Annotated in this window: 29 protein-coding genes; 15 read left to right on the top strand and 14 right to left on the bottom strand. The window is 42.0% G+C overall.

Annotated features, from left to right (window positions below; all coding sequences use genetic code 11):
* Window positions 1–182: 182 nt before the first annotated feature.
* A complete protein-coding gene (metF, locus tag D6V41_RS10685) occupies window positions 183–1070 on the bottom strand; it encodes a methylenetetrahydrofolate reductase (RefSeq protein WP_136251491.1) in 888 nt (295 codons plus the stop codon).
* Window positions 1071–1206: 136 nt separating this feature from the next.
* On the opposite strand from metF, the gene metJ reads away from it, so the two are divergent.
* A complete protein-coding gene (gene metJ / locus D6V41_RS10680; RefSeq protein WP_136251490.1) occupies window positions 1207–1530 on the top strand; it encodes a met regulon transcriptional regulator MetJ in 324 nt (107 codons plus the stop codon).
* Between the two features lie 115 nt (window positions 1531–1645).
* Window positions 1646–2284 carry a Rho termination factor N-terminal domain-containing protein gene (locus D6V41_RS18360; RefSeq protein ID WP_136251489.1) on the top strand — a complete coding sequence of 213 codons (639 nt, stop codon included), beginning with the start codon at window positions 1646–1648 and terminating at the stop codon, window positions 2282–2284.
* Window positions 2285–2359: 75 nt separating this feature from the next.
* Here the strand turns inward: D6V41_RS18360 and D6V41_RS10670 are convergent, their stop codons facing one another.
* From D6V41_RS10670 to D6V41_RS10660, 3 genes are all read right to left on the bottom strand, one after another.
* Window positions 2360–4657 (bottom strand): efflux RND transporter permease subunit, encoded by a 2298-nt coding sequence (locus tag D6V41_RS10670; RefSeq protein WP_241664517.1) that lies wholly within the window; start codon window positions 4655–4657, stop codon window positions 2360–2362.
* A 159-nt stretch (window positions 4658–4816) separates the two neighbouring features.
* Complete coding sequence (locus D6V41_RS10665) at window positions 4817–5542, bottom strand: tetratricopeptide repeat protein (RefSeq protein WP_136251488.1); 726 nt, start codon at window positions 5540–5542, stop codon at window positions 4817–4819.
* Window positions 5543–5575: 33 nt separating this feature from the next.
* Window positions 5576–6235: a DUF2959 domain-containing protein gene (locus D6V41_RS10660; protein ID WP_136251487.1), complete on the bottom strand. Its 660-nt coding sequence runs from the start codon at window positions 6233–6235 to the stop codon at window positions 5576–5578.
* A gap of 181 nt (window positions 6236–6416) precedes the next feature.
* Between D6V41_RS10660 and pip the strand changes: the two genes are divergently transcribed.
* The 3 genes from pip to D6V41_RS10645 all read left to right on the top strand — a co-directional run bounded on the left by pip (window position 6417) and on the right by D6V41_RS10645 (window position 8806).
* Window positions 6417–7349, top strand: coding sequence for a prolyl aminopeptidase (gene pip / locus D6V41_RS10655; protein ID WP_136251486.1), 933 nt, complete (start codon window positions 6417–6419; stop codon window positions 7347–7349).
* A gap of 37 nt (window positions 7350–7386) precedes the next feature.
* Window positions 7387–7824 carry a D-aminoacyl-tRNA deacylase gene (gene dtd, locus D6V41_RS10650; protein WP_136251485.1) on the top strand — a complete coding sequence of 146 codons (438 nt, stop codon included), beginning with the start codon at window positions 7387–7389 and terminating at the stop codon, window positions 7822–7824.
* Between the two features lie 76 nt (window positions 7825–7900).
* Window positions 7901–8806 carry a bifunctional GNAT family N-acetyltransferase/hotdog fold thioesterase gene (locus D6V41_RS10645; RefSeq protein WP_136251484.1) on the top strand — a complete coding sequence of 302 codons (906 nt, stop codon included), beginning with the start codon at window positions 7901–7903 and terminating at the stop codon, window positions 8804–8806.
* Window positions 8807–8810: 4 nt separating this feature from the next.
* On the opposite strand, the gene D6V41_RS10640 is transcribed toward D6V41_RS10645, so the two are convergent.
* Both D6V41_RS10640 and rpoH read right to left on the bottom strand, forming a co-directional pair.
* Window positions 8811–9317: a DUF3087 domain-containing protein gene (locus D6V41_RS10640; RefSeq protein ID WP_136251483.1), complete on the bottom strand. Its 507-nt coding sequence runs from the start codon at window positions 9315–9317 to the stop codon at window positions 8811–8813.
* A 93-nt stretch (window positions 9318–9410) separates the two neighbouring features.
* On the bottom strand, window positions 9411–10262 hold the full coding sequence (gene rpoH, locus D6V41_RS10635) for an RNA polymerase sigma factor RpoH (protein ID WP_136251482.1): 852 nt from the start codon (window positions 10260–10262) through the stop codon (window positions 9411–9413).
* Between the two features lie 261 nt (window positions 10263–10523).
* On the opposite strand from rpoH, the gene D6V41_RS10630 reads away from it, so the two are divergent.
* Together D6V41_RS10630 and D6V41_RS10625 are read left to right on the top strand one after the other, a co-directional pair.
* A complete protein-coding gene (locus D6V41_RS10630) occupies window positions 10524–11768 on the top strand; it encodes an EAL and HDOD domain-containing protein (RefSeq protein WP_136251481.1) in 1245 nt (414 codons plus the stop codon).
* Window positions 11765–13027 carry an EAL and HDOD domain-containing protein gene (locus D6V41_RS10625; RefSeq protein WP_136251480.1) on the top strand — a complete coding sequence of 421 codons (1263 nt, stop codon included), beginning with the start codon at window positions 11765–11767 and terminating at the stop codon, window positions 13025–13027. The genes D6V41_RS10630 and D6V41_RS10625 overlap by 4 nt, the downstream gene beginning before the upstream one ends.
* A gap of 34 nt (window positions 13028–13061) precedes the next feature.
* On the opposite strand, the gene ftsX is transcribed toward D6V41_RS10625, so the two are convergent.
* From ftsX to ftsY, 3 genes are all read right to left on the bottom strand, one after another.
* Entirely contained in the window at window positions 13062–14042 is a 981-nt protein-coding gene (gene ftsX / locus D6V41_RS10620) for a permease-like cell division protein FtsX (protein ID WP_136251479.1), read from the bottom strand.
* Window positions 14039–14728 carry a cell division ATP-binding protein FtsE gene (gene ftsE, locus D6V41_RS10615; protein WP_136251478.1) on the bottom strand — a complete coding sequence of 230 codons (690 nt, stop codon included), beginning with the start codon at window positions 14726–14728 and terminating at the stop codon, window positions 14039–14041. Before ftsE ends, ftsX begins: the two co-directional genes overlap by 4 nt.
* 94 nt (window positions 14729–14822) lie before the next feature.
* Entirely contained in the window at window positions 14823–16118 is a 1296-nt protein-coding gene (gene ftsY / locus D6V41_RS10610; RefSeq protein WP_241664516.1) for a signal recognition particle-docking protein FtsY, read from the bottom strand.
* 100 nt (window positions 16119–16218) lie between these two features.
* Between ftsY and rsmD the strand changes: the two genes are divergently transcribed.
* Window positions 16219–16887: a 16S rRNA (guanine(966)-N(2))-methyltransferase RsmD gene (gene rsmD / locus D6V41_RS10605; RefSeq protein ID WP_206663256.1), complete on the top strand. Its 669-nt coding sequence runs from the start codon at window positions 16219–16221 to the stop codon at window positions 16885–16887.
* 76 nt (window positions 16888–16963) lie between these two features.
* Here the strand turns inward: rsmD and D6V41_RS10600 are convergent, their stop codons facing one another.
* From D6V41_RS10600 to D6V41_RS10585, 4 genes are all read right to left on the bottom strand, one after another.
* Window positions 16964–17803: a hypothetical protein gene (locus D6V41_RS10600; protein WP_136251476.1), complete on the bottom strand. Its 840-nt coding sequence runs from the start codon at window positions 17801–17803 to the stop codon at window positions 16964–16966.
* 121 nt (window positions 17804–17924) lie between these two features.
* A complete protein-coding gene (locus D6V41_RS10595) occupies window positions 17925–18506 on the bottom strand; it encodes a hypothetical protein (protein WP_136251475.1) in 582 nt (193 codons plus the stop codon).
* Window positions 18507–18945: 439 nt separating this feature from the next.
* Complete coding sequence (locus D6V41_RS10590) at window positions 18946–19563, bottom strand: YjaG family protein (RefSeq protein ID WP_136251474.1); 618 nt, start codon at window positions 19561–19563, stop codon at window positions 18946–18948.
* 38 nt (window positions 19564–19601) lie between these two features.
* Window positions 19602–20201: a YhgN family NAAT transporter gene (locus tag D6V41_RS10585; protein WP_136251576.1), complete on the bottom strand. Its 600-nt coding sequence runs from the start codon at window positions 20199–20201 to the stop codon at window positions 19602–19604.
* Between the two features lie 142 nt (window positions 20202–20343).
* On the opposite strand from D6V41_RS10585, the gene D6V41_RS10580 reads away from it, so the two are divergent.
* Window positions 20344–20526: a helix-turn-helix domain-containing protein gene (locus D6V41_RS10580; RefSeq protein ID WP_136251473.1), complete on the top strand. Its 183-nt coding sequence runs from the start codon at window positions 20344–20346 to the stop codon at window positions 20524–20526.
* A 42-nt stretch (window positions 20527–20568) separates the two neighbouring features.
* Here D6V41_RS10580 and pepB read toward each other — a convergent pair whose 3' ends face one another.
* Window positions 20569–21879: an aminopeptidase PepB gene (gene pepB / locus D6V41_RS10575; protein WP_136251472.1), complete on the bottom strand. Its 1311-nt coding sequence runs from the start codon at window positions 21877–21879 to the stop codon at window positions 20569–20571.
* 71 nt (window positions 21880–21950) lie between these two features.
* Here pepB and sfsA point away from each other — a divergent pair, with 71 nt between their 5' ends.
* The 6 genes from sfsA (at window position 21951) to panB (ending at window position 26970) form a co-directional block, all read left to right on the top strand.
* Entirely contained in the window at window positions 21951–22649 is a 699-nt protein-coding gene (gene sfsA, locus D6V41_RS10570; RefSeq protein ID WP_136251471.1) for a DNA/RNA nuclease SfsA, read from the top strand.
* A gap of 226 nt (window positions 22650–22875) precedes the next feature.
* On the top strand, window positions 22876–23322 hold the full coding sequence (dksA, locus tag D6V41_RS10565) for an RNA polymerase-binding protein DksA (protein WP_136251470.1): 447 nt from the start codon (window positions 22876–22878) through the stop codon (window positions 23320–23322).
* A gap of 17 nt (window positions 23323–23339) precedes the next feature.
* Window positions 23340–24269 (top strand): tRNA glutamyl-Q(34) synthetase GluQRS, encoded by a 930-nt coding sequence (gluQRS, locus tag D6V41_RS10560; protein WP_168711013.1) that lies wholly within the window; start codon window positions 23340–23342, stop codon window positions 24267–24269.
* Window positions 24270–24323: 54 nt separating this feature from the next.
* On the top strand, window positions 24324–25679 hold the full coding sequence (gene pcnB / locus D6V41_RS10555; protein ID WP_136251468.1) for a polynucleotide adenylyltransferase PcnB: 1356 nt from the start codon (window positions 24324–24326) through the stop codon (window positions 25677–25679).
* The gene (gene folK / locus D6V41_RS10550; RefSeq protein ID WP_136251467.1) at window positions 25669–26175 is read left to right on the top strand and encodes a 2-amino-4-hydroxy-6-hydroxymethyldihydropteridine diphosphokinase; all 507 of its coding nucleotides are present in this window, start codon (window positions 25669–25671) and stop codon (window positions 26173–26175) included. Before pcnB ends, folK begins: the two co-directional genes overlap by 11 nt.
* Window positions 26176–26970, top strand: a complete 795-nt coding sequence (panB, locus tag D6V41_RS10545; protein WP_136251466.1) for a 3-methyl-2-oxobutanoate hydroxymethyltransferase — start codon at window positions 26176–26178, stop codon at window positions 26968–26970.
* The last annotated feature ends 26 nt before the right edge of the window (window positions 26971–26996 follow it).

Raw genomic sequence — 26996 nt, 5'->3', positions numbered from 1 at the left:
CAAGGCTGCCTGAAAAAGTGCCAGAAAAATATCCGCCGTCTCATTAATACCGCATTTGCTTAAAAACACTAGGCAATAATAATACGCAATGTTAACGAGGTATTCGCCTAGTTTACCTTGTATTACTGGCAAGTACCAAAACAAGTGTAGCAAAAGAAGTGCAAAAAGTGTTTAGTCGTTTTTTAGCTCTTTCTTCGAAGACCGAGCATATGGCAAATCGCAAAACTTAATTCACTGCGATTGAGTGTATAAAAATGAAAGTGCTTCACTCCTTCTTTCGCCAATACCTTTACCATATCCATAGCGATGTTTGCGCCAAGCAGATTTCGGGTTGCCTGGTCGTCTTTATCAAGGCCATCGTACATTTTATGTAACCAGCCAGGCACATGCACATTGGTAAATCCGGCGAAGCGCAGGAGCGTTTGATAATTTGTAACCGGTAATATGCCAGGGACGATATCTAAGTCGATACCCGCGGCAGCGGCACGATCTCTAAATCTTAAAAATACACTCGTATCAAAGAAAAACTGGGTGATTGCTTCGGTTGCACCTGCCTCGGCCTTGCGTTTTAAATTGAGTAAATCAAATTGGTCATTACGGGCTTCTGGATGTTTTTCTGGATACGCTGCAACAGAGATATCAAAGTCCGCAACCTCTTTTAATAGGGCCACCAAATCGCTGGCATACATATCCGTTTTGCTTACACCTTCGGGTAAATCACCGCGTAAGGCCACGATACGACGAATACCTGAATCCCAGTAGTCTTTAGCAATTTGACGCAACTCTTGTGGCGTGGCATCAACGCAGGTTAAATGCGGCGCAGCCGCAACGCCGTGCTCATTGTGAATTTGTTTCACAACCTGATGTGTCCGGTCCCGTTCGCCGCTATTGGCACCGTAAGTGACTGACATGTAGCTTGGATTGAGTGGCGCTAGGCGTTCAACAGACTTCCATAAGGTATTTTCCATCTCAGGCGTTTTAGGCGGAAAAAACTCGAACGAGACATCAATGTCTCGTAATTCTGATAGCGACTGATTAAGCGCGTCGACACCTTGTGCGTAAGAAACCATGATTCACCCTATAGACGTTTAGACGTCTAAACTACGCAAAGACCGTCTAGACGTCAAGCAGTTTACACGTCTAGATTGACCTTTTCGTTATTCCAGTTAGAATTTTCATATAACAAACTAAAACAGCGATAGTATTATGGCAAAATGGAACGGAGAATATATCCACCCGTACGCAGAGCATGGAAAGAAGGCAGAACAGGTTAAAAAAGTGACCGTTTCTATCCCCATCAATGTGCTGAAAGTGCTGACCGACGAGCGTACCCGTCGACAAGTGAATAACCTTCGTCACGCCACCAACTCCGAACTTTTGTGCGAAGCATTTTTGCATGCTTTTACAGGCCAACCGCTCCCAGACGATGATGACTTGCGTAAAGATAATCCTAATCGCATTCCTGCTGAAGCACGAAGGATAATGAAGGAAATGGGTTTGGAGCAGTCAATTATAGAAGACAATGAATAGTATCTCTGTTTGATTACAACACCTTGCCTGCCACCAGCTAGCCAGTTCATTAAGTAAAATGTAATCCAAAAGCGCTACGCTCCTTATAAATAGTAACAACTTAAAAGGAGTTACTATGTCATCAGCTGAAAAAACCGATCCAGAACTGTGGGAAAAAGTGAAAGAGGAATACATGGAAAGTGATAAAGGTGGTGAACCCGGCCAATGGTCAGCGCGTAAAGCGCAACTCGCCGTTCAGGAGTACAAAAAGCGCGGTGGAGGCTATAAAGATGATGGCCCCGACCAAGAGGATACTGATTTACACAAATGGACTAAAGAAGATTGGGGAACAAAATCGGGTGAAGCATCTGAGGATACGGGCGAGCGATACCTACCTAAAAAAGTTCGCATGTTATTGACGGAAGATGAATACGCACGATCAACGCAAAAGAAAAAAGACGGCAAGCAGCAGTTTGTAGAACAGCCGGATGACGTCAAAGAAAAGGTTGCGCATATAAAAGAACATGGCCCCACCAAAGACATGTTAATGGAACGTGCTCAAGACCTGGATATAGAAGGACGTTCAACCATGGATAAAGATGAACTTCTCGAAGCAATTGAAGAGGCTACCGACGAAAACGGCCGTGGAAAAGGAACGGCCGCCTCGCTTGAACAGAAAACAAAAGATGAACTTTACGAAATGGCAAAAGATGAAGACATTGAAGGTCGTTCTGATATGAGTAAAGATGAGTTGGTTGATGCTTTAAAAAAATAAGCTTACCGAGGCTGTCATGCATCAGTTTATAATGCTGCGAGTAGCGAAAGACGATCGCTACCCGACATTCCGGCATTAGGAACTTCTTGGTTTTGATCTGGCGTAAACACGGTGAAGCAAAGCGGGAAGCAGGGTAAGGTCAACTAAAAGCGCGACAATAATAATAACTGACGTGAGCAAACCCATTTCAGAATTAATAGCGAAATCTGAAAACGCTAAGACTGCGAATCCGGCTGAAAGCACTACCGTCGTAATTAAAAGTGCGGTTCCCACATTCTTAAATGCGAATTCCACGCTCTGTGATGCTGATAAGCCTTTATCAATCGCCTTTTTAAACTTACTTAAAAAATGTACGGTATCATCTACGATAATGCCTAAGGTCATTGTCAGTACAACGGTAAGTGCCATGCTGATGTAACCTGACCATAGTGCCCAAAACGCAAAGCCTATCATCGCGGGAAGTAAATTGGGAAGAAGGCTAATGAGTCCTAATTTAACACTCTTGAGTGCAAAGATAAGCAAACCTGAAATAAGTATCAAGGCCAACACCAAACCGCCAATCATACTTTGCATATTGGCTTTTCCGATGTGCGCAAATATTAGCGGTAAACTGGCGGCATCCACTTCGTATTGAGGTGCAATTTCACTCATGAAGTCTTTGGCTCTTTGTTCAAAACCGGTAAAGTCATTGCTCCCCAGGTTTTTAAGCGTCACCAGAATGCGGACGGCTGACTTATTAATATCAATTTGATTGTTTACGTCTAAACCGAACGGAAGTGACATTTCATAAAGTAGCAAATACTGCGCTGCCAAATCGCTATTTTCAGGCAAGCGATAAAATGCTTCGTCGTCTTGATTCATGTTTTTACTAAGACGTTTCATTACATCAGCAAAGCTTAGTACGTGGTCGACTTCTTCTTGTTGTTCTAACCAACGCGTGAATTCATCAATCGCCTGTAAAAATTCAGGTTGGTTTATCGCGTTGTCACCTTGTGCATAAACAGCAAAATCAATGGTGCTCAAGCCACTTAAATTCTCTTGCTGAAAGTCAGCGTCCTGCCTGAAGCTGTTATCCTCATTAAAGTATTCAATCGCAATATCGTTGAGCTCATTTTGACTGGCGAGATAGCTGCTAAGAGCGGTGATAACAATTGAAAAAACAATCAATATTGACGAAGCTCGTACGATTGAATCTGAAAGCCATGACCACAATTTGCTTTTCGACTTGGTTATTTCTTTTTTAAACGCGACTGGCATTAAATAAAGCAAAATTGGCAATAAAGTCAGAGAATAAATGCAAGCAAGTGATACTCCAATTGCCACTAAATTTCCCATATCGCTCAAGATAGGCACTTTTGCGAAATTCATCGTTAAAAAACCGATAGCAGTGGTTAAACTGGTGATAAAAATCGGTTTAACGTTAAGAGCAAGCGCGTTTAGAATGGCCGTTTTTTTATCGCTGCCCTGTTGCATCTCAACTCGCATTCCAGCTACAAGATGCACGCTATCGGCGATAGCGAGTGTCATGACAATCACCGGAACATTTACCGTTGCGATATTGATAAACATGCCAAGCCAACCACCTATTCCCATGGTAGCGCTAATGCTGATAGTGACGATAATTAAGGTTGCGACTGTTGCCCAGACAGAGCGCATTAGTACAATGAGCAAAAAAGTAATAACTATGAACATCAATGGAAATAAAGTTGTCGCGTCTTTTTGTGCAGCCAGAAACATCGCATCCGTCATAATGACGATACCTGAAAGGCGTATCTGGTGCTCAGGATATTCTGCTTGATAAGGAGCAATTAGATCGCGAGTAAATTGCCCAATTTCCGTAATTTCTTTCGTTTGGTCTCCATCAGGAAGCTGCACATTGATGTTGATCATTGCTACCTTTCCATCAACAGAGATGAGCTTATTTACTAAAGATTTTTCTGTAGTGCTGACTTTTTCAATCGTTTGTATTTTTTGTTCATCCAAGTCGCCAAGCTCAAGAAGTAGATCTTCCACAACCAAGTCGTCGTCTAATGCATACGTATGTTGAAAGTTTGTGATCGAATCCACGCGCGTGGAAAGTGGAATTTGCCAACTGGCATCAGTCAAATCTTTAATAAGTTTGAGACTTTGCGGATTAAATAAGTCGCCCTGCTCACGAGAAATAACGATTGAAACACTTTCGTTTTTTGTAAACACGTTTTGCATCTTTTCATATGCAACACGTTGTGGGTTATCTTCCTCAAAGAACACCTTGTAATCACCTCGAAAATAGAGGTTTTTGGCACCAATACTCGCAACGACCGTTAATATTAGTAAAAGGGTCGCAATCATCCAGGGGCGGTGAAATAATGAAGTAAAGGTAAACGCTTTCAACACAGTTCCATTAATTGCTTAGTTTGTTCTCAGTGTAACGGCGCTTTTCGGAAAATATTAATGAATTTATTTGCATCAAATCGATCCTTCTTACTAACGCTGTAGTGAGTGCTAAACCTTCAGTATAGACTACAAACACTGAAATTAAGCAGGGGCGATTTATTGTTTAGGAATGCTGCCTTGGATCGCCCTCTCTAAAAAATCAATATTCGCCTGAATTTTGTCAAAGGATTCGCAGTTATGGCACTTTTTCAGGAGTCGATGTAATTCTTGTAAATGATCTGACGCGCCTTCACTGTCGTCTCTGAGTAATTTCATTAAGGCCAAACGAAATACTGCATCGTGAAGTCGTTTATTGATGTTAACAGCGCGCTCAAAGTTCTCTTCGGCTTCTTCGCTTCTGCCCAGCTGAAGTTGAGACATCCCTACCATGTACAGTTGATAACCTCTATTTTCGCAGGTTTTATCACGAACAGGCGCACTTCCTCTCCCATCAAAACTTGATGCCATACTTGAAGTACTGTTTATGGGTGTTGATGGTGCGCTTCCAGATGGATTATTACTGCTTGCAGCGCCTGATAAAGACTGATTAATTTGTGCGTTTTGCATATCTTGAATAAACGCCCGTTTATTTCGCTCTACTCTTAGTGCACATTCTGCATTTTCGCTAAATTTAATTTCAGCTAATTCGAAATTGCCAGCAGCAAAAGCTTGCAACGCGGCATCACCAGCTTGTCCTGTAACTTCAATCTCTTCAACATCATTGTCCTGCTGATTGGGATTGGTGGGATTCCCGGACGACAAGCGTTCTTGAGCAAACACAGAATAGCTAAACAAGGCATAAATCAATATTGATAAGCACACCGAAGTAAATGAAGATTGCATAGTGATATTTACTCTTTATTGTCAACGAAGCGTTCAGTCGTTGCCACGAATGCTTGAAATGAAACTATCTGACTCCTCAATCGCCTGATTCATTTCTTTGATTAGCGCGTTCACATCAGTTTGAATGGTGTTTAGTTCGCCTTGTAGTGCGTTAATTGCGTTAGCATTGAGGTTGTGCTTTAAATACAGCACGTTATTTTGAAATGAGGCTAAAACCGGCTGCATGCTGGCTTCTACTTTTCGCATTGAGCTAAGTAAATTATCGTAACGTTTTTTGGTCGTTTTGAGCTTGTTGGCGCTATCGTTGCGCAGGCTCGGGTTGCTAATTAGCTCTAATTCTTCTTCCCATTCCCTGAAAAGAGAATTGGCGACAGATTCAATGCTGTCAATTCTCTGGGATACTTCTTCTGCGCTTTCTTTGCTGTCTTCATACTCATCGCTAAGCGCTTCATATACGTCTTGCAGTTCACCACCGTCAAAATTAATTAGCGCACTAAATTGCTCTAATGCATCAGCAAACTCTTCTTGCGCGTCTTTCTGCGAATCTTGAGCATCTTCTACCCTATCAACCAGAATATCGCGTTTTTCGACGCCTATTTTATCCCACATACTAAAATAGGCATCTTCAATGGCCGATTGACAGCCTGAGACTAACAATATTGACAAAACTGCCAGAAATATCTTATGAACCATTGTGCATCCTTTACCTGTAACAATATTTGTAAGACCTTAATAAGACCTAAACGAGCTAGCTATTTGTCGCATCAAATGAGCATAAAGCAATTCGTTTATCTTGGTTTTACTTTATTACTTAAAATAGTGCACTTAGCATACAGCAAAATAATAAAAAGCCCAAAAAGCGTTAGAGGTAACATTGTCGGTACAGTCACTCAAACTACCCGTGTCCAATGGCCACACACTTCACATTGAACTTGCTGGCAACCCAGAAGGCATTCCGGTTTTGTTTTTACATGGCGGTCCGGGCGCTGGCATCAATGGTAACTACCAATGGCCATTTAATCTTTCCCAATATCGTGTCATTGCCTTCGACCAGCGCGGATGTGGTCAGTCACAACCATTTGGTGATCTACAACACAACACGACGCAAGATTTGATCAACGACATAGAGGAAATTCGCAAACATCTTAAAATCGATAACTGGATGGTTTTTGGTGGCTCCTGGGGAGCTACCCTTGCACTTTGCTATGCGATTCATTATTCAGAATGCGTATTGAGCTTGATCTTAAGAGGTGTTTTTTTAGCACGGAAAACGGATTTTGACTGGTTTTTGCAGGCAAATAGCGGGGCCGCGCGTGTTTACCCCGACGCTTATCAACACTTTATTTCTCAAGTGGGCGACGCGTCAAGTTCAGACGAGATCACTCTGGCTTTTTACGATTTATTTACTAACAGTGATGAAACCATCTCAAAAAAAGCATTAAGTGCCTGGTTTAACTGGGAAGGGGCAATTTCTAAACTCATTCCTGATCAAAAAGACGCCTGCGAACATGCATCAAATCAACAAGTCAAAAGTTTGGCCTTGCTTGAAAATCATTATTTGAAACACCACTGCTTTATCGAAGAAAATTATATTTTGGAAAATGCTGCTCGTATTGCGCACATTCCTACTTATATTGTCCATGGTCGATATGACATGGTGTGCTCGGTATCTGCTGCATATGAACTTCATCATCAATTACCTAAGTCAGAATTACACATTATTGATGATGCAGGACATAGTGCCTCTGAACAAAATATAAGAAATAAACTGATAAATATTATGACCCAGCTTGAATCTATGAATTAAACTATGGTTTTGTCTGACGAACAAGGAGCAGTATCTAATGATTGGCCTTATACAACGTGTGTCTCGGGCAAGTGTTTCGGTAAATCAACAAGTGGTAGGAAGGATTAATCAAGGTATTTTGCTGTTACTCGGAGTTGAAAAGACTGACACGCAAGCAGCAGTAGAAAAGCTGGCGAAAAAAGTGACCCATTATCGTATTTTCAATGATGAAAACGGCAAAATGAATTTGAGTTTAATTGATATAGATGCAGAGCTTTTGGTCGTTTCCCAATTCACGCTTGTCGCCCAAACCGATAAAGGCAATCGCCCCGGCTTTTCACAAGGTGCCAGTCCTGAGCATGGCAAGGCCATGTATGAAGCATTTATTGCTCACACAGAATCAAACTATTTGCGTTGTGAAAAAGGGGTTTTTGGTGCGGATATGAAAATCGAATTAGTTAATGATGGGCCCGTCACCTTTCAATTTAGAGTCTGATTTTTTGCATTGATATATACTGTAATGCGTAATCGTATTAAACTAGCTTGTAGCAGTTTGCACAAGGAATCGTCTATTGTACACCGTTGAAAAACCGAAAACCGATGAAGAGCTAAAAGCCTACTTTGCCTTTAGGTGGTTGTGGTTGCGTGAGCCATGGGGTTATCCTGAAGGCTCGGAAAAAGACGAATACGAAAGCGTTAGTGAACATCGCGTTCTTAAAAACCAATCGGGTAAAATTGTCGCGTGTGGAAGAGTGCATTTAAATACCACAGAAGAAGCGCAAATTCGCCATATTGCAGTAGATAAAGAATATCGAAGAAAGGGCGTTGGTCAGATTATGCTAAACGCGCTGGAACAGGTCGCTCGCGATATCGGGGCAGAGCGTGCCGTTACCAATTCGCGTGAATCTTCCATCGAATTTTTTGAGAACTGTGGATTTGAGATAATTGATGAAGCCCCAAACGAACTGGGCAAGTTAAAACGAAAACAGATGCGTAAGCATCTATTTAATAACAATAACTTGGTTCTGCATCCTAAGTGGTGCCGGGAATTACAGAAAACCTGGCATGAAGAAATTCCCATCACTGAACATATGGGCATCAAGCTCTATCAATATACTGAGCGTACCATCGAAACCCATGCTTCTTTGAATAAAAACATCAACCTTCACGGTAGCATGTTTGCAGGCAGTATTTATTCGCTTGCCACATTAACAGGTTGGGGCATGATATTTTTGCAATTGAAACAAAAGCACTTAGCCGGTGAGATTGTTTTAGGAGATGGCTCTATTCACTATCATAAGCCCATTACAATGAAGCCTCGCGCAATATGCAACATTGAAACGGTGAGAGCAAAATTTGATTTACTGGCTCGAGGGAAAAAATGTCCTGTCTCGCTTCATGTAGACATTCTGGACGGTGATGATCAAGTGGCTGAATTCTCAGGTCAATACTGGGTTTTACCCAACGCTAGTAGATAAAAGTTCAGTACTTCTCCAACATTTCTATTTTAAAATTTTTAGGCTCTAACGTGAGTTGGTGCTCTTTCGCTAATGTATCAAGTTCCGCTTGTGCGACCGTCAGTTCGTCTATCACAATATTATTATCATCTAAGTTCCATAATAAGCGAGAACCAGAATAACTATACTGAAGAATGGTCATTGCATCGACATCACCTTGCTGCGCTGCATGTTTAATTTTATCGCCTTTTCGATTAATGCGATTCAGTACCTTTTTAAGCTCCCACACGTAAGTGACTTCTGTCATAAATGGATGGTGTTTTATTGACCGGAATATCATCGCCATTGCGATTACAGTAAGAATGACTCCAAGTAGATTCCAGTGAAAGTGACTGCCATCGGGATCAGGGAAAAGTGCGATTAGACTTTGCGATATCCCCAAACTGCCCGCCGCTAACGCAACAATACTCACAACAATGATGATGTTTAAATGCTTTCTGTAGCGCGCTTTATTTACGTCAACAAGTTCCATACAGGCGTCTTTAAGTAGCTCAATCAAGTTTTATTATATGAAAAATCCGCCGAAACGGCGGATTTTTAAAATATTATTAAATGCTTTTCTAACTTACAGCATTGCGGCTTGAAGCTTTTTCATTGCGTTCTTTTCAATTTGCCTTACGCGTTCAGCAGAAACTTGATATTCATCAGCTAAATCCTGAAGGGTTAGCTTGTCATCGGCTAACCAGCGCGTTTCAATGATATGTTGGCTGCGCTCGTCAAGGGTTTTGATTGCAGAGTAAAGGCGTTTAGTCGCAGCTTCATCCCAATCGTTATTGATGACAGTACTCTCAACGTCTGCCGATTTATCTTCAAGATACTGAGCGGGTGAAAAGGCTGTTGAGTCGTCATCATCTGCGCCTAAATCAAAGGCTTGATCCTGACTGCTCATACGAGCTTCCATTTGCAACACTTCTTTAGTGCTAACACCCAGTTCATCGGCTACTTTCTGAACTTCTTCATGCGTAAACCAGCCCAAACGCTTTTTGGCTTTTCGTAAATTAAAGAACAACTTTCGTTGCGCTTTGGTAGTAGCCACTTTAACTATGCGCCAGTTTTTAAGCACATATTCATGTATTTCTGCTTTTATCCAATGAACAGCAAAGGAAACAAGTCGAACACCCACGTGAGGGTCAAAACGTTTGACGGCTTTCATTAAGCCGATGTTGCCTTCCTGTATGAGGTCTGCTTGTGGCAATCCATATCCGGAATAGGATTTTGCAATATGAACCACAAAACGCAAATGCGACATAACCAGCTTACGCGCAGCCTCAAGGTCTCCGTTTTCAAACAAACGCAAGCCCAAAGATTTTTCCTCTTCTGCCGATAACATGTCAATGCTGGAAACTGCTTGAATATAACTTTCAATGCTTCCGCTATTAGGTACGGCTAGAGCGAGTGATTGCATTTTATCTTTCATTCATACCTCATTCATTTTGTAACAGTAGTTTGACTGTTCAAATGATCGATAGTTCGCAAGTTGTATCTAAAATTGATATCGAAATTTGACTTGGTAAATATAAGGACAGATTTCAAAAACTCAAGTAATAGATCAAATTTTTTTAACGTTATCGCACAAAACGAAGCATTTGTTAATTTCGATCACTGTGTAATAGAAAAAAGTAGGCGCCAATAAGGTATGAAACCCAGGATTTAACGCCCTAAAACAGGAAAAGGAAATATGTTCGCTTATGTAGCTCGACAAGCCATTTATGATACCGAAAAACGTGTTTTCGGTTACGAACTTCTTTTTAGAGATGGAGTAAGTAATTGCTTTCCAGATATTTCACCGGATGAAGCCACCAGCTCGATGTTGGCTGAAAGTCATCTATCAATTGGTGTTGAAAACATTAGTTTCAACAAACCGTCATTTATCAACTTTCATCAAGATACCATTTTGTATCGGTTTCCCTCGACGCTCGACCCTTTAAATGTGGTAATTGAAATTGTAGAAACCGTTGATATAGATACTGATTTTATTAAGGCCTGCGAACATATAAAAAATATGGGCTACAAAATCGCATTGGATGATTATGACTTTTCACCTGAATGGGATGATTTGATGCCATTGGTGAAGTACATCAAAATTGAAGCAGATATTATTGATTTAGCGAATCCATCTATTCAACGAAAACTCAAGCAGTTGCAAGCCCAGGACAAAATACTCATTGCAGAAAAAGTTGAAACAATAGAAGACTTTGAACGCTTCAAAGAAGCAGGGTTTGACTATTTTCAAGGTTATTTTCTATCTAAACCTGAAATTGTAAAACATAAGCGAATTGATATCGCTTCTTCATCAATCGTTGAGTTAGTTGCGATTAGCTCCGCGAAAGTGTTCGATTTTGACAAAATCAATGCTGTTTTTGAGAAAGACGTTGGGCTGACTTATAAATTGATGCGCTTTATCAACAACCCCTTGATGAACAAGCGCATGAAAATCAATTCGTTACATCATGCACTTCGTTATTTGGGCGAGGTTGAACTAAAAAAATTCATTGCTTTGTTAGCCATCGCGAACTTAAAGAGCCATAAGCCGGCTGATTTGATTGTTTCCTCTTTGGTGAGAGCCCATTTTTGTAAACTGATGGCCGCTGAAATGCAGGTTAAAGACAATCCACCAAGTAGCTATATTTTAGGTTTATTTTCTCACATGGACGCATTGATGGATTTACCCATGCCTGAAATTATGAAGTCCATGCCATTTTCCGACGATGTAAAGCTGGCGCTTTGTGAGATTCACACCGACAGTCAATTAGCATTACAGCTAAGAATTTGCTTTGCCTTTGAGCGAGCTGACTGGGCAGTAATATACGAATTAAGTCAAAAAGCTGGCGTTAAAGAGTCAGCGCTTTTTGAAATGTACTATGCCTCGGTAAAATGGGCAGATGATATGAAATCCACTTTTGATAGCAACGATAAGTCATGATTGTATTTGCCAGAGAGCCAGTTTTTGATTCCACACAACAGCTATTCGCTTATCAGCTTGTTTTTAGAGACGGCGACGAAGGTAGTTTGCCTGCGAGCCTGTTCGCTCAAGATACTGTAAAACCCCATGATCTTGACGAGGGCTTCAAAGACGGCGTTAGCGCTGGTTCATTAGTTGGATTAGATGAGCTACTAAAGGGCAATGTATCAATTATCAGCGTAAGAAAAGATGACCTGATTCACGGACTGCCTAATGAGTTTCTTCCTCAAGATACGATTATAGAAATAAGCGATATTAATGACGATGAAACGGCGCTTATCTCTGCGATACAAAATTTGCGAGAAAAGGGTTTTCGCTTTGTTATTCACAACAAAACACCTTTGTCGGAAATTTGCCTCTCGCTTGCTGATTATTTAAAAATCAATATTAATAACATTTCGTTGCTGGAACTTAAGCTACTGCAGTCAGAAATTGCTGAAAAGAGCATCAAAACTATCGCCACCCGCGTTGAGTCTCATACATTATTCCAAAAATGCATTGAAGCCGGGTTTGATTACTTTCAAGGCTTTTTCTTTTTATCCCGACCAAAACATTCGCAACAGGAATTACCTGCGAATAAGCTCAGCATGTTGGAGTTGATCGCTCTGACGTCGCAAAAAGAATTGGATACGGATAAGGTCAGAGCGATATTTGAAAAAGATCCAACGCTCTCCTATTTGCTTTTGCGTTTTATTAATAATCCGCTGATTAACAAATCTCATAAGATCAGCTCGATTAAGCATGCACTTAGCTATCTGGGCGAGGTCATGCTCAGAAAATTTATTGCTATCGTTTCTGTTGCGCACTTAAATCAGAATAACGTTCAGGAACTATTGCATGTATCACTTGTTCGAGCAAAATTCTGTGAGTTGCTAGACGACGAAATTTTCGATTCAAATGATGCAATGTCAGCCTTTATGGTCGGGCTACTGTCTTTGATAGATGTCATCTTACAACGCGATATGCGTGAGTTACTCAATCAAATTTCTTTATCAAACGCTATCAAACGCGCCTTGATTGAACGCAAAGGCCAATATGCATTGATATTAGCTTGTGTAAGGGCTTTGGAGTCCAGCAGTTGGATGTCATTAAAAGCGATTTCCAATAAGCTCGGGGTGACTGAAACACAGGTTCAAGCGCACTTGCATGATTCAATCTTATGGGCAAACAGTATTCATCAAGTAGACTCGCCGGTATTCCCTAGGGCAAAGACGGAATAATCAAATATGTGCACAGTAACCTGCACCTCAAGCGCTATTCTGGCTCAATCTCTTTAACGTGCCGTTTCACTGACAGCATCGAACCGAGTAAACCCAAGCCAATTGAAAGTAAAAGCATGATACCGAGCGCCTTGGCATCTAGTCCGGTGATATCAAATTTAACTTGATATAAGGCCATAAAATCTTCAAGACTCCAGCCTATCCACCACAAGATAGCGGAGACCGTTACCCATGCAATGACTCCACCGAGTAAACCAAACCAGAAACCGGTGTACAAAAAGGGTCTTTGAATAAAAGCATCTGTTGCTCCGACCAATTTCATCACTAATATCTCATCCCTGCGATTAAGTATATTCAAGCGAATGGTGTTTCCGATTATCAATACAACAGCGAAAAATAACAGCACCGCCAACAGAAAAACAAGCTCCTTGGCAATATCTAATAAGGCATAAAGTCGCTCTAGCCATTCAATATCCAGTTTACCCATTTCCACTTCTCGCTCTTGCCTTAATTTATCAAGAAGTATGGCTGCGGCAGTGGGTGTGGCGTGTTTCGATGTAGGCACCACTAACACAACAGCAGGAAGCGGGTTTTCATTTAAATATTCGATTGCATCTCCTAAGCCGGAAAGTGCCTTAAACTCTTCCAGCGCCTCTTCAGGGGATATATAGGTGACGCTTGCTATTTCATCCCATACCGATAAACGTGTAACGAGTTGTTGCGCATTCGCTTCACTTACCGAGTCGTTTAAAAAAAGCGATATTTCACTTGCCTGCTGCCATTGTTCGGAGATTTGTTCAGTATTCTTAACCAGGATATATAGTGTTCCAGGGAGAGTTAAACTGAAACCGAGCACGCCAACCGTCATAAGCGATGCAAAGGGAGTGCGATACAGTTCACCCAAACTATTTACAGCTTGACGAAGATGATCAGTAAAGAACATGACAAGGCGTTGAAAGGGGCCGACCTTGTCTATGCTTGCGCCTTGCTTTCTGCCTTTAAACAAGATACTCATAACAGAAGATCCTCCTCTGCCTGAGACAGGCCATCAGTAATCATCCGGCCATTTTTAAGCGTCAGCGTTCTGTATTTCATTCGGGCAATCAGTCCCAGGTCGTGTGTTGCGATAAAGACCGAAACGCCCGCCTGATTAAAATCTTCAAATAAACGAATGATTTCCATTGAGAGCTTAGGATCCAAATTACCTGTTGGTTCGTCTGCTAACAATAAAGGTGGCCGATTAACAACGGCTCTGGCGATGCCTACTCGCTGTTGTTCTCCGCCTGAAAGCGTAATAGGTAAGTTTCTCGCTTTATCCTTCAGTCCAACCATCTCAAGCGCGGCATCTACTCGTTTTGCAATCGTTTTGCGGGTGTGCCCTTCGATCACCAAGGGCAAAGACACATTGTCAAATACCGACTTATCCATTAATAATTGATGACTTTGAAAAATCATGCCGATATCTCGTCGAATATAGGCTATCTGTTTGCGAGTAATATTGTTTAAGTTGTGCCCGTTAATTAAAACATCACCTACGGTGGGGCGCTCCATGATGCTGATCAGCTTTAGCAAGGTGCTCTTTCCTGCCCCTGAGTGCCCGGTCAAAAATGCCATTTCACCTTGTTCAACGTGAAAACTGACTTTAGACAGCGCGTTTTGTCCACCGGGATAGGTCTTGCTGACTTGTTCAAACTTAATCATCTATTACTTCGCTATCTTAATTATTGTTATCTCGCCCGAATATCGTAGCGTGTATGCGGTATTAAATCAGCAATGATGAATCAATACTGCAAGGTTATTTTTGCGCATCATCGTCAAATAGAGCATCAACAAAGGCTTGAGCCGAAAAAGGACGCAAGTCATCTATTCCCTCTCCAATCCCAATGTATCTCACCGGAATCTTAAATTCATCTGCCAAGGCAAAAATAACACCTCCTTTTGCGGTGCCATCCAGTTTAGTCAAGTTAATCCCTGTTATTCCAACGGCGTCATTAAAAATTCGGGTCTGACTTACTGCATTTTGTCCAGTGCTTGCATCAAGGGTGAGCATAATTTCGTGTGGTGCCTGAGGTATTTGCTTTTTCATCACTCGAACCACTTTTTTAAGCTCTTCTATTAAATTATCTTTGTTCTGCAATCGTCCTGCGGTATCTGCAATAAGGACATCTGCCCCCTTTGCTTTTGCTGATGCTAATGCATCAAAAATAACCGATGCACTATCCGCCCCAGTCGGCTGGGCAATCACACCAATATTGTTGCGCTCTCCCCATACTTGCAGTTGCTCAACGGCTGCTGCACGAAAGGTGTCACCTGCCGCCAGCATAACTTTTTTCCCCTGTCCCTGAAACTGCTTTGCCAGTTTGCCAATGGTTGTGGTTTTACCTACGCCATTCACACCAACCATTAAAATTACAAAGGGGAGTTTATTGCCTTGTTCATCAAAACCCGCATCCATCTCCAAGTCCTGATTTACAGGCTCTAGAATATCGCGCATGTGCTGTTTTAGCATGGCGGCAAGCGCATCTGAGTTTTTCAATTGAGACATTTTGGCACTTTTTGTCAGATTGTTGATGATTTTAGTAGTGGTTTGCATGCCAACATCGGCTAACAATAACTGTGTTTCAAGTTCTTCGTATAACTCATCGTCTATTTCTTTACCTTTTAATAGCGCGATAAAACCACTGCCGATATTCTCTTTAGTGCGTGACAAACTCGCGCGTAATTTTGAAAAAAAACCGCTTTCGCTTTTCTCTTTTTGAAGGGCTGCTTCTTTATTTAATGGCTCTTGTTTTAGCTGCTCTTGTTTTAAGAAATCTTGGTTAGCAACTTCCGGACTTGCGGCTTCTTTTGTTACCTCTTCTTTTGTTACCTCTTCTTGAGTTTTCTCTTGTTGAGTTTTCTGGGTCTGCGTCGCTTTTTCCTGTGCAGAAGGGGCCCCATTTTCTTGCGATTCTTTTAGCTCAGTTTTTTCCTGCTCGGCTTTTTCCTGCTCGGCTTTTTCCTGCTCGGCTTTTTCCTGCTCGGCTTTTTCCTGCTCGGTGGGGAGCGCCTCTTTATTTTTCTCTTTGTCTTTTTTAAACCAGTTAAACAACGCAATGCTCCTAAGGTTTTACATAATACTAAGTACGCATCTTATCTTGTGCTGCGATTTCATTTACCATAAGTGCATTATAATAGCACTTTGAAGTGAAATGATGCCATTCTCAAAGCCCAAGCGTAACAAGTTCCGAAAAAAAACCGATTCAAATGCGATAAAACCCGGAGCAAAAGCGATTAACGCAAGACAAAGCGGACAAATACGGATCATCGCTGGTAAGCATAAAGGGCGAAAGCTCCCCGTTCGAATGGTAGAGGGTTTGCGCCCAACAGGCGACCGCACCAAAGAAACGCTATTTAACTGGCTAATGCACGATATTGTGGACGCACGCGTATTGGACCTTTTCGCAGGAGCAGGAAGCTTAGGCTTTGAGGCCTACTCCAGAGGGGCTAAAAGTGTGCTCATGGTCGAAATGGATAAAGCCAACGCCAAACAATTAGAAGAAAATCGATTACAATTACAAACAGGAAGCTCGGTCGAAGTACATTGCGATGACGCGCTACTCTTTTGTAAAAAGCTGTCTGCTGAAGTCTCTGAGTCTCCGCCTTTTGATATTGTCTTTATCGATCCGCCCTTTTCAAAGCATTTGGCACTGAAGGCCATAACGCAGCTATTTGACAACAGACTATTGCAACACGGTTCGCTTGTTTATTTGGAAACTGAACATGGGATAAGCTTGGATGCAACACTCGCCTCTAAGTTGAGCTTGCTAAGAGAAAAAGCCACGCAACAGGCCAGCATTAGGCTGTTTCGAGTAAAATAAATTAGCTATTTGCGGGTAAGGATAAAAAATGTCGAATTCGCCTAGTCTTAACATCGCGATTTTAATCAGTCTCGACTTAATCTGACATTTCTATTGCAAAATATTCGTTTATTTTTTCAAATACCTGGTTTTCTCTGCCTTCAGCAGGCCAACCAACAATCTGCGCTACTAACTTTCCGTCAGATAGAAAGTATATAGTTGGTGTTCCCCAGTATGTAATGAACGGCCAATCTTCAACTGCTTGAACGAAATTATATTCTATATGTGTATGTTCTTTATTGAATGAATAAACGTTAGAAAATCTCGACTCTTCGAATTGCTTGGTCAACCAAACAACCGAAAACTCCGAGCTTTGCAGTTCTTCAGCTCGTTTCTCATACCAACTGGTGAATCGTTTAGATGGACTACAGAGAGTGGAACCGACAACTACCAAAAAATTTCCAGAAGATAAATCTATGTAGTCTTCGTACAGAAGCTTTGGATTTGTTACACGTAAATACTTATGCCCCTTTTGTTGATTCTTTTTTTTACTCTTAATCTCCGGAATAATATAAGTAGAACTCTCACCAGAAATCAATTTGTAATTCTGTAGCTCGTCAAACTGCCAACCTTTCCACAATTTTTGCTCTAATTGTTTTCTGTAATTCTTATGATTGCTGTTGTCTTCAGAGATTTCAGAAACAAATTTTGAAAAAAGTAATAAGCTTGCATCAGTCGGAGCGTAAAAGTTTATATGATTTAACACCATGAAAAAAGTGTGTATTTCTTCATCAGACCAAGTTAACATCACTGTTGGGGAATAGACGTTTTCTATGCACATCGAAAATAGCTCTTGGAACTTATTTAAACGGTTGTCTAGCACAAACGTTTCGTCGCCCACTGACTCTTCTGAGGCAAGAGTGCTTTCTATCTCCAAAATTCTCTGCCAAGTATCGTTTATTGTCTCACAGCTAGCGAAAGTACTCTCGCTAGCTGTGAGACACAAAACAATTATACATCTGAATAACAACATGTAAATTTGTTCACATAACGTCAAATCAGCAACTGCTCATGCAAATGTATGTAGCTGTTTCTTGACAATTTGCTCTAGACACGCATTTATACCCCTTGTGGTCTTCCCCACCTATTCCAATTACACCACCAGAAAATCCATTAACTCCCATTGATGGTGAAGAATTGGGAAAACCTTTATTTTCAAGAAGCAAATAGTCTAGGGTTGTTTCAATTCTCGCATTTGTCAATACATGAACGACATGCTGTTTTCCGAAAAGCTGAAGCAATTTATAAGCTTGAGTGGGCGTTAGTTCGTTTTCCAAAACACTATAATTAAAACTTACCAACCCTGAATCATTAAAAACAAGACTATTTAAAAAAACAGCCTTTGAACGTTCAGACAATAAATTAAAACTACTATCAGACTGTAACGCATGAAATTCTGCGTCATTTTTGTTTTTAACAGGCGCCAACTCAAAAGCTATTTGGCGCTGTAAGGCGACCTCTTTGTGTACGGCTTTTGCTAATGAGGAGTCTGGCATTTCACCCAAAGATTTTGCCTCTAGACCAGAGGTAGCCACAAAAGCTAAAAATGCGAGGGTATATTTGAATATAGCTTCTTTCATTTAATCAATCCTTAATCCGTCCAGCTACTGCCTTGAAACTGGCTAAATGTAGTAATGAACGCTCCTGTGATGAAACGCTTCATGCTTTCATCGTAATCGGAGCTTATATAACTGTCAAGTGAGTCTTTAGTTAAAAACATCCAGAGCCACGGCAGGTTTATAGCATAACTAACCAACTCGTCTTTTCGCTCTAATTTGTCATCCGAGCGAGCTGTTTTCCGCTTGTCTGCTACTCAGTCGAAAAAAAGTATTATTTCATTTCTTGATCAATACTTAACGAACGACCAAAACGTTCTTTGCGCCGTTTTGGGCATACATCTTGCCGTCACCATCCCTTAAAGTCACATCAAATTTAAATGGTTTTTTGTAAATAAATCAAAAAATGTAATGCAATAAATGTATACACGCTATTACTTTAACCTAAGAATGCTGATGACCATTAAAATTCTATGCCTAAAGAGCTCACTCCACTATCTATTATATCTTTTCTCAAAGCCTTTATATCCTGGCTTTGAATACCTTTTTGCTCACAAAAGTCGAAAAGCGCTTTAAGCGAATCAATCTCATACTGCATAAGTGGATGTGCTTTAAGTTCAGCACCTGTCAATTCTTTATCTTCAAGCCCCATGATATGTCGCTCTACGCTACCTTGGCTAAGTTTTGCCACAGTTACAGCCTCGTTGGGTTCTTCATTGCTAATTAACTGGTATGACGCATGCAAAGCCATGCAAAAATCAAGTGCCGCGTAGGCCCCAAGATTATCGTAAAGCTGAACATCGGGCGTGATTTCTTCAAGCTTTTCCATCTGCACATCCACATTTAGCTTCATGGCTTTATTGGTGCTTACTTCCCATAAAAGATTCACAAGGTTTTTTGCTACATCAGGCCACTGGGCGTTGCGATTTGCATCGCTGAAGTCTGTCAATTCACAAAACAAAAGGTAGTTTGGCAGCATTCGTTGAATAAGCGCGCTACACAAAAGTATAGCACTCGATTTTGAGAGTGAACGGATTTGTGCAAACATATTGAGCTTGCTATGTGGTTCAGTGTTTTTCATAAACGACTCGTTTCAATAGTAAAAATAATACGCCCTGCTTACTGCATTACATGCTTGATAAACGATGTTACGCCATTCAAAAACATTTGTATGGCAATCATAACAAGTATCATCCCCATCAATCGCTCTACCGCTCTAAGGCCCTTCTCACCTAGCCATTTATGCACCTTGTTTGACATAAGTAAAATAAGCGCACTTAAGACCCACGCCGCAAATAGCGCAAGACTCCATTGCATCATTTGATCAGGCTCTTGATTTGCTAACAAAATTAGCGCAGCCATAGTGGATGGCCCGGCAATCATCGGTACAGCAAGCGGCACAATAAAAGGCTCTTCACCGGGCGGCAGATTCATCACGCCGCCTGGTTTTGGAAATATCATTCTCAGTGCAATAATAAAAAGAATGATACCACCGGCGATACTAACGGTTTCCTGTTCAATTTGTAAAAAGTCTAAGAGCGCCTGTCCGCTGTGCAAAAATACCATAAGAATGATCAATGCAACGATCAATTCTCTTAATACAACTTTCGTTTTTCGCTCTGGTTCTATACCTTTTAAAACAGACATAAAGATTGGCAAGTTACCCAGTGGATCCATAATCAAAAACAGCATTGTAGCCGCAGCTAACACTTCTAACATCATCACCAATCAACTCTTTATCTTATGAAAGCGCTAATAAATTGCGTAACCCGTACATTTAAAAGCAAGTTTTTTCTAATCTTTTGTATTTTCAGGTCGTTACATTGTAAACCAAAACTTATTTTTATATTTGGAGCAAATCATGTCACTAATGTCCGTAAGCGAAGTTGCTGAATTTCTTGAAGTGCAAGATGTTCGCGTACAGCGCCTTGAACGTGAAAGCCTGCTGTTGTCAAAAGACAAAGATGGCGAAGGCAATCCGCTTTTTGATAAGAACGACGTTGAAAAATATAAAGAACTTGCAGAAAGACTGGGCGGCCTGTAGTACTCGCCCGGTCTTTTCTTCTAACACTCAATAAGCAGCCAATTAAGCTTGTTCATTTATTAGTGCCGCAATGCTTCTTATTCCCATGCCGCTCCCACCGCTTGGCATTGTTTCCGTTCCGTCTCGATTGTAAGCTGCAGCTAAATCAATATGTAACCAGCCTTTTCCGTCTTCGTTGACAAAGCGCGATAAAAAACCAGCAGCATTGGATGCCCCACCTGCACCGCCTCCTTTCTGCGGTCGAGAATTCGCTGTATCGGCAAAAGGCGATGGGCATTTAAAGCGATGCGCCTTTGTTAAAGGTAATGGCCAGTGTGGCTCGTTCACCGATTCACTGACTTTTAAAAATCGGGATTGCAGCGCCTTATCTAAACTAAACAGGGCGTTATAGTCACGACCAAGCGCCATCACTGCTGCGCCAGTGAGTGTGGCCGCATCGATAATGACCTTCGCTCCAGATTCACTTGCCGCCATCAGACCATCAGCCAGTACCAATCGCCCCTCAGCATCAGTATTAACAATTTCTACTGTCGTCCCATTTTTATAGGTAATAATATCACCCAGTTTGTAAGCATGGCCGCTAATAAGATTCTCAGCGCAGCACAGAAACAGTTTAATTCTTTTTTTAGTGCCTTGCATGATGGCAAGTCCCATTGCCCCTGCCACTGTAGCCGCTCCGCCCATGTCGCATTTCATATCCAGCATACCTTCGCTGGATTTTATGCTGTAACCGCCACTGTCAAAGGTTATACCTTTTCCAACTAGTGCGTAATCTACTGTCGCGTCTTCATCAGCGCCAGGGTTATAGTCAATCTCAAGCAATACGGGGGGGCGCTCACTACCTCGACCTACTTCGTAAATGCCTTGCCAACCGGCTTGCTTTAGCTCTTCCCCTACCCATTTGCGTACACTTACCGCTGCATTATTTAGTCCACTTATCCAATCACTGACTTGTGATGATAAGGCTTCAGGACTCATTTGTTCAGGTGTTTGATTAACCAGGTCGCGCGTAAATCGTAAGGCCTGATACATTTGTTCTAGATCTGTTTTATCAGCGGTGTTACACCATTTTACTTCGCCTTTGGATTTTGGCGAACCAAAACCTAGTGCAAAAGCCCACTGCTGCTCTAAATCCCAATCACCTTCAAGCTTAGCGTCGCCAGTAAAGGAAGTACTTAGTTTTCTTGCGCATTTTGAAATGAGAGCCAGCGACTCTTGTTGCTCGTCTACAATTTGATTGTTATCTTGATTTAAATGAATAATCGCGCCGCTTTCATTGTAGGATAACGGGAGAGTAGCCTGAACATGGCTTGGGGCTGGGGTATTACTCAGTTTTACTGTAAATGCTGTCATTCTTCCTCCAGAATATGCGCGAATATTGAATAATGTTTGAAGCTAAACATTTTAGGCCAAGATAATAACAAATGTACAAGTTCACATCCGCATTAATTCAAGGCAAATTAGTTAAACGATACAAACGCTTTCTGGCCGACGTAGAACTATCAAGCGGCAACATAATAACCGCCCATTGCCCAAATACAGGCGCAATGACCGGTTGTGATGCCCCGGGCGCTGACGTATGGCTAAGTAAAAGCACTAACACCAAGCGCAAATACGCCTACACCTGGGAGTATTCATCGGACGGCAGTGGCAATAAAATTGGTGTGAACACGGCTAATGCAAATCGCGTTGTAAGAGATGCCTTGCTAAACAGGCGCATACCAGAACTAGCTCATTATTCCCGGCTACAGGCAGAAGTTAAACGCGGCGCCAGCAGAATAGACTTTAAACTCACAGAAGATGGCGCGATTGACGCGTTCTGTGAAGTTAAATCAGTGACTTTACGAAAATCAGACAATGCCTATTTTCCTGACGCAGTGAGCACACGTGGACAAAAGCATTGCCGCGAATTGGCTGAAATAGCAAAAAATGGCGAGCTAGCCTATTTATTATTTTGTATTCAATTGGAGAACATCAGGTCATTTGGCATTGCCCATTTTATTGATCCCAAGTATCAGGAAGCGTTTGAATACGCAAAAGAAAATGGCGTCGAAATGCTGGCGTATGGTTGTCAGATGACAGAACGGGGCATTGAATTAAGCCACAAGGTCGAAATTTCTTAGTAAAAAAAGATTGCAATTTCTAAAAAAATGACCATATTACCGTCCTTAATTTTTTTCGGGTAACCTTCAAGCGAAAACAACACGCTTGTATAAATAGTAAACAAATACTAAGGTGCCCGCGTCGGTGGACGATACATGTAATGACTTGTGAGGCCTTAAACAAGGCTTCATTGCCAAAATGGATGGCATCTGCGGTATACATGTTTTTTGCTTAGGAGAATGGCAAATGCCAACAGAAAAATCAAAATCAATTGGGCTTTTAGCCCTTGCAGAGCTGTCGCCTTATGAAGAGAAGGCGGGCGAAGAATATATGAATGATGACCAGCTCGGTCATTTTAAAAAGATTTTGTTTGCTTGGCGAGACCAGCTGAGAAAGGAAGTAGATCGCACTGTACATCACATGCAGGATGAAGCGGCAAACTTTCCGGATCCGGTTGACAGAGCGGCACAGGAAGAAGAATTTTCGCTTGAACTTCGCACGCGCGACCGCGAGCGAAAACTGATCAAGAAAATCGAGAAAACCCTCAAGCGCATTGAAGAAGATGATTTTGGTTTTTGCGACTCATGCGGAATTGAAATTGGGATCAAGCGACTTGAAGCGCGACCTACCGCTGACCTTTGCATCGATTGCAAAACCATGGCAGAAATTAAAGAGAAACAGCTCCAAGGGTAATGCACCCAAGATCACAATTGCAGTCTAATTATGTAGGGCGCTTTGCGCCCTCCCCCTCTGGCCCACTTCATTTTGGCTCGCTTATTTGCGCCCTTGCAAGTTATCTGCATGCCAAACAACATCAAGGTAAGTGGCTAGTACGCATCGAAGATATTGATACACCTCGCATAGATACAAAATATAGCCAGATGATTCTTGATTCATTGCGTGCTCATGGAATGCAGTGGGATGATGAAGTGCTGTATCAAAGCCAGCGTCATGCAATTTATGAAGATGTACTCGCTGATTTGCATTATAAAAAACAACTATATGCTTGCGAGTGCAGTCGCAGGCAAATTCGTGAGCGCACGCCCCCTGCTGCGCAATACTACGACCAGCATTGTCGTGAAAAAGGACTTGGCTTTGAGAACAAAGCTATTCGCTGGAAAAACAACGCTCATCGACAAATGTTTGATGATTTACACTACGGTAGGGTTACGGTAGAGGACAAGTTTGCCTTTGAAGACCCAGTACTTAAACGTGCAGACGGTATTTATGCCTATCATTTAGCGGTTATTGCAGATGATATCGCCCAAGGGGTTAATTTTATCGTGAGAGGCTCTGATTTACTCGATTTGAGTCCTCTTCACCTCAGCTTATTTGAAGCATTTCGTTACCCTGTGCCGCAGTTTTTTCATATTCCCGTTGCAGCCAGTGAAGCCGGTCAGAAACTATCCAAGCAACATCACGCGCCTGCCATTAAAAACGAACTGGCTTTAAGCAATTTGAAGAGTGCTTTGCACTTTTTAGCGTGCGAACATCGTGACATCGACCAAATAGATGATGCAGAAACACTTTTGTCCTGGGCAATTTCCCATTTTTCATTTGATAATATTTCAGCAAAAAGAGAAATTCTGGTTTCGCGTATAAATGACGTATACTGCTTATCCAGAGAAAATAAGAAATAACAATTTTCGTAAAATTTAAGTCAAGCAATTACTTACAGGAACGCACGCATTTTCATGACTCAAACCTCGCAAGAAAAGCCGCTACGCCTAGAAGCCACAGTAATAAAGCGTGATGACCATCACATGCGCCTGAGCGATTTAAGCCCAAACACGCAACGCGTGCTCAAAACCTTGGTTGCACATAATTATCAGGCCTATGCGGTCGGAGGATGCGTTCGCGATCGTCTGCTTGGGCTCAGCCCTAAAGACTTTGACGTTGTGACGAATGCAACTCCTGAGCAAATCAAAGCATGCTTTCGTAACTGTCGATTGATTGGCCGCAGATTCAGACTTGCTCATATTACTTTTGGCCGAGAAATAATTGAGGTCGCAACGTTTCGTGGCCATCATGTTGAAGATGCAAAAGATACGCATGCAAAGCAAAACCGCGACGGGCAACTGATTAGAGACAATATTTTTGGCACAATTGAAGAAGATGCGGCTCGCAGAGATTTTAGCTTTAACGCCATGTATTTTGATGCCACAAATGAAAACATCCTCGATTTTGCAAACGGTATGCATGCCATCAAGCATCAGCAAATTGAAATGATTGGCGATATCGCAACGCGGATCAAAGAAGATCCGGTTCGCATGCTGCGTGCAGCGCGCTTTAGCATTAAGCTCAATATGCGAATTGATGATGAAATGAAAGGTATTATTGCGGCTCATGCGCATCTACTTGCGAATATTCCGCCTGCACGATTGTTTGAAGAAGTCAGTAAGCTCTTACTATCAGGCCGCGGCTTTAAAACGCTACTTTCTCTGCAAGAGCTTGGCTTGTTTAAAGTCTTGTTCCCTATTTTAGATGGCATGCTTAATGACCCAAAAGGCAAAGAGCAACTGCTTATACAAAAGATGCTGAAAAATACGGATGAACGTATTGCAAACGATATGCGCATTACGCCTGCGTTCTTGTACGCTACGATTTTGTGGTATCCCATGGAAGAACGTGCACAGCAGTTAATTTTCGATACTCAGTTAAATCCGCATGATGCAATGAATATTGCCAGTGCGGAAATCATACAGCGTCAAGTCCAGCGCATAATGGTTCCCAAACGTTTCACCATTGTTGTTCGCGAAATTTGGTCTTTGCAGCGCCGTCTACAAAAACGCTTTGGCAAGCGAGTATTTCAGTTGCTAAGTCATCCGCGGTTTCGTGCAGCTTATGACTTTTTGCTCCTTCGTGCTGAAGTTGAAGGGGGTCAAACGCTTGAGCTCGCGCAGTGGTGGACAGACTTTCAGGAAGCAAAAGACGACAAGCGAGCCAACATGTTAAAAGCGCTCAATCCTAAATCCGGAAAACGCCCCAGAGGGGGTAAAAAGCGCACTAAACCTAAAACAGAGACAGGACAGCCGAGCAATGATGTCTGATACGGCTTTTATTGGCTTAGGTAGTAATTTAGCGCAACCGGCAGAGCAGCTAAAAGGTGCCCTACGTGATCTTCACCAGCATGAAAAAGTATCGTTGCAGCGTTGGTCTCATTTATATCAAAGTGCTCCCATGGGACCAAAAGATCAGCCTGACTACGTAAACGCGGTATGTCAGGTTACAACCTCATTAAGGCCCGAAGAACTGCTAGATGTGCTTCAAGCGATTGAGCAATCACATGGTCGTGAACGCAAAGGCCATAAATGGGGCCCTCGAACGCTTGATTTAGACATGCTGATGTTTAACGATTTGCGTTTAAATACTGAACGTCTAACCTTACCGCATTACGGTATGCGAGAACGCGAGTTTGTGTTAGTTCCCTTGTTTGAAATTGCACCTGATTTAATTATGCAAGATGGTTTACCGCTGGCCGCATGGATCCATAAATGCGGCTTGGACGGTCTTAAGCGACTATCTGAAAAAATTGAGATTGTTTAGATGAAAAAAGTTACCGTTTCCAGCTTGTTAAACATGAAAAAAGATGGCGAAAAGATCGCCGCACTTACCGCATACGATGCCAGTTTCGCCAAGCTTTTTGATGAAATGCAAATAGATGTTCTATTGATTGGTGATTCACTTGGCATGGTATTGAAGGGCGAAGATAGCACGCTTGGTGTCAGCATTGATGATGTGGCGTACCATACTCAATGCGTGAGAAACGGCGCTCAACGTGCTTTTGTAGTGGCTGATATGCCATTTATGACCTATAGTACTCCGGCACTTGCATACGAGCAAGCGGCAAAACTGATGCGCTCTGGCGCTAGCATGGTCAAACTGGAAGGTGGAGAATGGCTTTTAGAAACGATTCATGGCTTAGTGGAGCGCTCTGTTCCGGTGTGTGGGCATTTGGGCTTAACTCCGCAGTCAGTAAATGTTTTTGGTGGTTTCAAAGTTCAGGGCCGTGAAAAAGACAAAGCCGATGCGCTACTGCAATCAGCAATACAATTAGAGCAGGCGGGTATTCAGCTTCTTGTTTTAGAATGCGTGCCTGCATCGCTTGCAAAAAAAGTAAGTGAGGCACTTACAATTCCTGTCATTGGCATCGGTGCAGGTTGCGATACCGACGGGCAAATTCTGGTTATGCACGATATGTTAGGCATAAGCGCCAATTACATGCCTAAATTCAGTAAAAACTTTTTGATTGAAACGGGCGACATCCGAAAAGCTGTTCAACACTATATAGACGATGTAAAATCTGCGGCATTTCCGGCAAGCGAGCATTGGTTTGAATAATGTAAGCTTGTTTTAACGATTCTGTC

Source organism: Ningiella ruwaisensis (genome assembly GCF_004798935.1).
Classification (GTDB): Bacteria; Pseudomonadota; Gammaproteobacteria; order Enterobacterales; family Alteromonadaceae; genus Glaciecola; species Glaciecola ruwaisensis.
The sequence above is the reverse complement of the archived record's forward strand: the minus strand, read 5'-3'. Positions and strand labels throughout refer to the sequence as shown.

What these genes read in the sequence shown, in the direction of transcription:
- metF (WP_136251491.1), bottom strand. Translation starts at nt 1,070, where the DNA reads ATGGTTTCTTACGCACAAGGTGTCGACGCGCTTAATCAGTCGCTATCA.
- metJ (WP_136251490.1), top strand. Translation starts at nt 1,207, where the DNA reads ATGGCAAAATGGAACGGAGAATATATCCACCCGTACGCAGAGCATGGA.
- D6V41_RS18360 (WP_136251489.1), top strand. Translation starts at nt 1,646, where the DNA reads ATGTCATCAGCTGAAAAAACCGATCCAGAACTGTGGGAAAAAGTGAAA.
- D6V41_RS10665 (WP_136251488.1), bottom strand. Translation starts at nt 5,542, where the DNA reads ATGCAATCTTCATTTACTTCGGTGTGCTTATCAATATTGATTTATGCC.
- D6V41_RS10660 (WP_136251487.1), bottom strand. Translation starts at nt 6,235, where the DNA reads ATGGTTCATAAGATATTTCTGGCAGTTTTGTCAATATTGTTAGTCTCA.
- dtd (WP_136251485.1), top strand. Translation starts at nt 7,387, where the DNA reads ATGATTGGCCTTATACAACGTGTGTCTCGGGCAAGTGTTTCGGTAAAT.
- D6V41_RS10640 (WP_136251483.1), bottom strand. Translation starts at nt 9,317, where the DNA reads ATGGAACTTGTTGACGTAAATAAAGCGCGCTACAGAAAGCATTTAAAC.
- rpoH (WP_136251482.1), bottom strand. Translation starts at nt 10,262, where the DNA reads ATGAAAGATAAAATGCAATCACTCGCTCTAGCCGTACCTAATAGCGGA.
- D6V41_RS10630 (WP_136251481.1), top strand. Translation starts at nt 10,524, where the DNA reads ATGTTCGCTTATGTAGCTCGACAAGCCATTTATGATACCGAAAAACGT.
- D6V41_RS10625 (WP_136251480.1), top strand. Translation starts at nt 11,765, where the DNA reads ATGATTGTATTTGCCAGAGAGCCAGTTTTTGATTCCACACAACAGCTA.
- ftsX (WP_136251479.1), bottom strand. Translation starts at nt 14,042, where the DNA reads ATGAGTATCTTGTTTAAAGGCAGAAAGCAAGGCGCAAGCATAGACAAG.
- ftsE (WP_136251478.1), bottom strand. Translation starts at nt 14,728, where the DNA reads ATGATTAAGTTTGAACAAGTCAGCAAGACCTATCCCGGTGGACAAAAC.
- rsmD (WP_206663256.1), top strand. Translation starts at nt 16,219, where the DNA reads ATGATGCCATTCTCAAAGCCCAAGCGTAACAAGTTCCGAAAAAAAACC.
- D6V41_RS10595 (WP_136251475.1), bottom strand. Translation starts at nt 18,506, where the DNA reads ATGAAAGAAGCTATATTCAAATATACCCTCGCATTTTTAGCTTTTGTG.
- D6V41_RS10590 (WP_136251474.1), bottom strand. Translation starts at nt 19,563, where the DNA reads ATGAAAAACACTGAACCACATAGCAAGCTCAATATGTTTGCACAAATC.
- D6V41_RS10585 (WP_136251576.1), bottom strand. Translation starts at nt 20,201, where the DNA reads ATGTTAGAAGTGTTAGCTGCGGCTACAATGCTGTTTTTGATTATGGAT.
- D6V41_RS10580 (WP_136251473.1), top strand. Translation starts at nt 20,344, where the DNA reads ATGTCACTAATGTCCGTAAGCGAAGTTGCTGAATTTCTTGAAGTGCAA.
- pepB (WP_136251472.1), bottom strand. Translation starts at nt 21,879, where the DNA reads ATGACAGCATTTACAGTAAAACTGAGTAATACCCCAGCCCCAAGCCAT.
- sfsA (WP_136251471.1), top strand. Translation starts at nt 21,951, where the DNA reads ATGTACAAGTTCACATCCGCATTAATTCAAGGCAAATTAGTTAAACGA.
- dksA (WP_136251470.1), top strand. Translation starts at nt 22,876, where the DNA reads ATGCCAACAGAAAAATCAAAATCAATTGGGCTTTTAGCCCTTGCAGAG.
- pcnB (WP_136251468.1), top strand. Translation starts at nt 24,324, where the DNA reads ATGACTCAAACCTCGCAAGAAAAGCCGCTACGCCTAGAAGCCACAGTA.
- folK (WP_136251467.1), top strand. Translation starts at nt 25,669, where the DNA reads ATGATGTCTGATACGGCTTTTATTGGCTTAGGTAGTAATTTAGCGCAA.
- panB (WP_136251466.1), top strand. Translation starts at nt 26,176, where the DNA reads ATGAAAAAAGTTACCGTTTCCAGCTTGTTAAACATGAAAAAAGATGGC.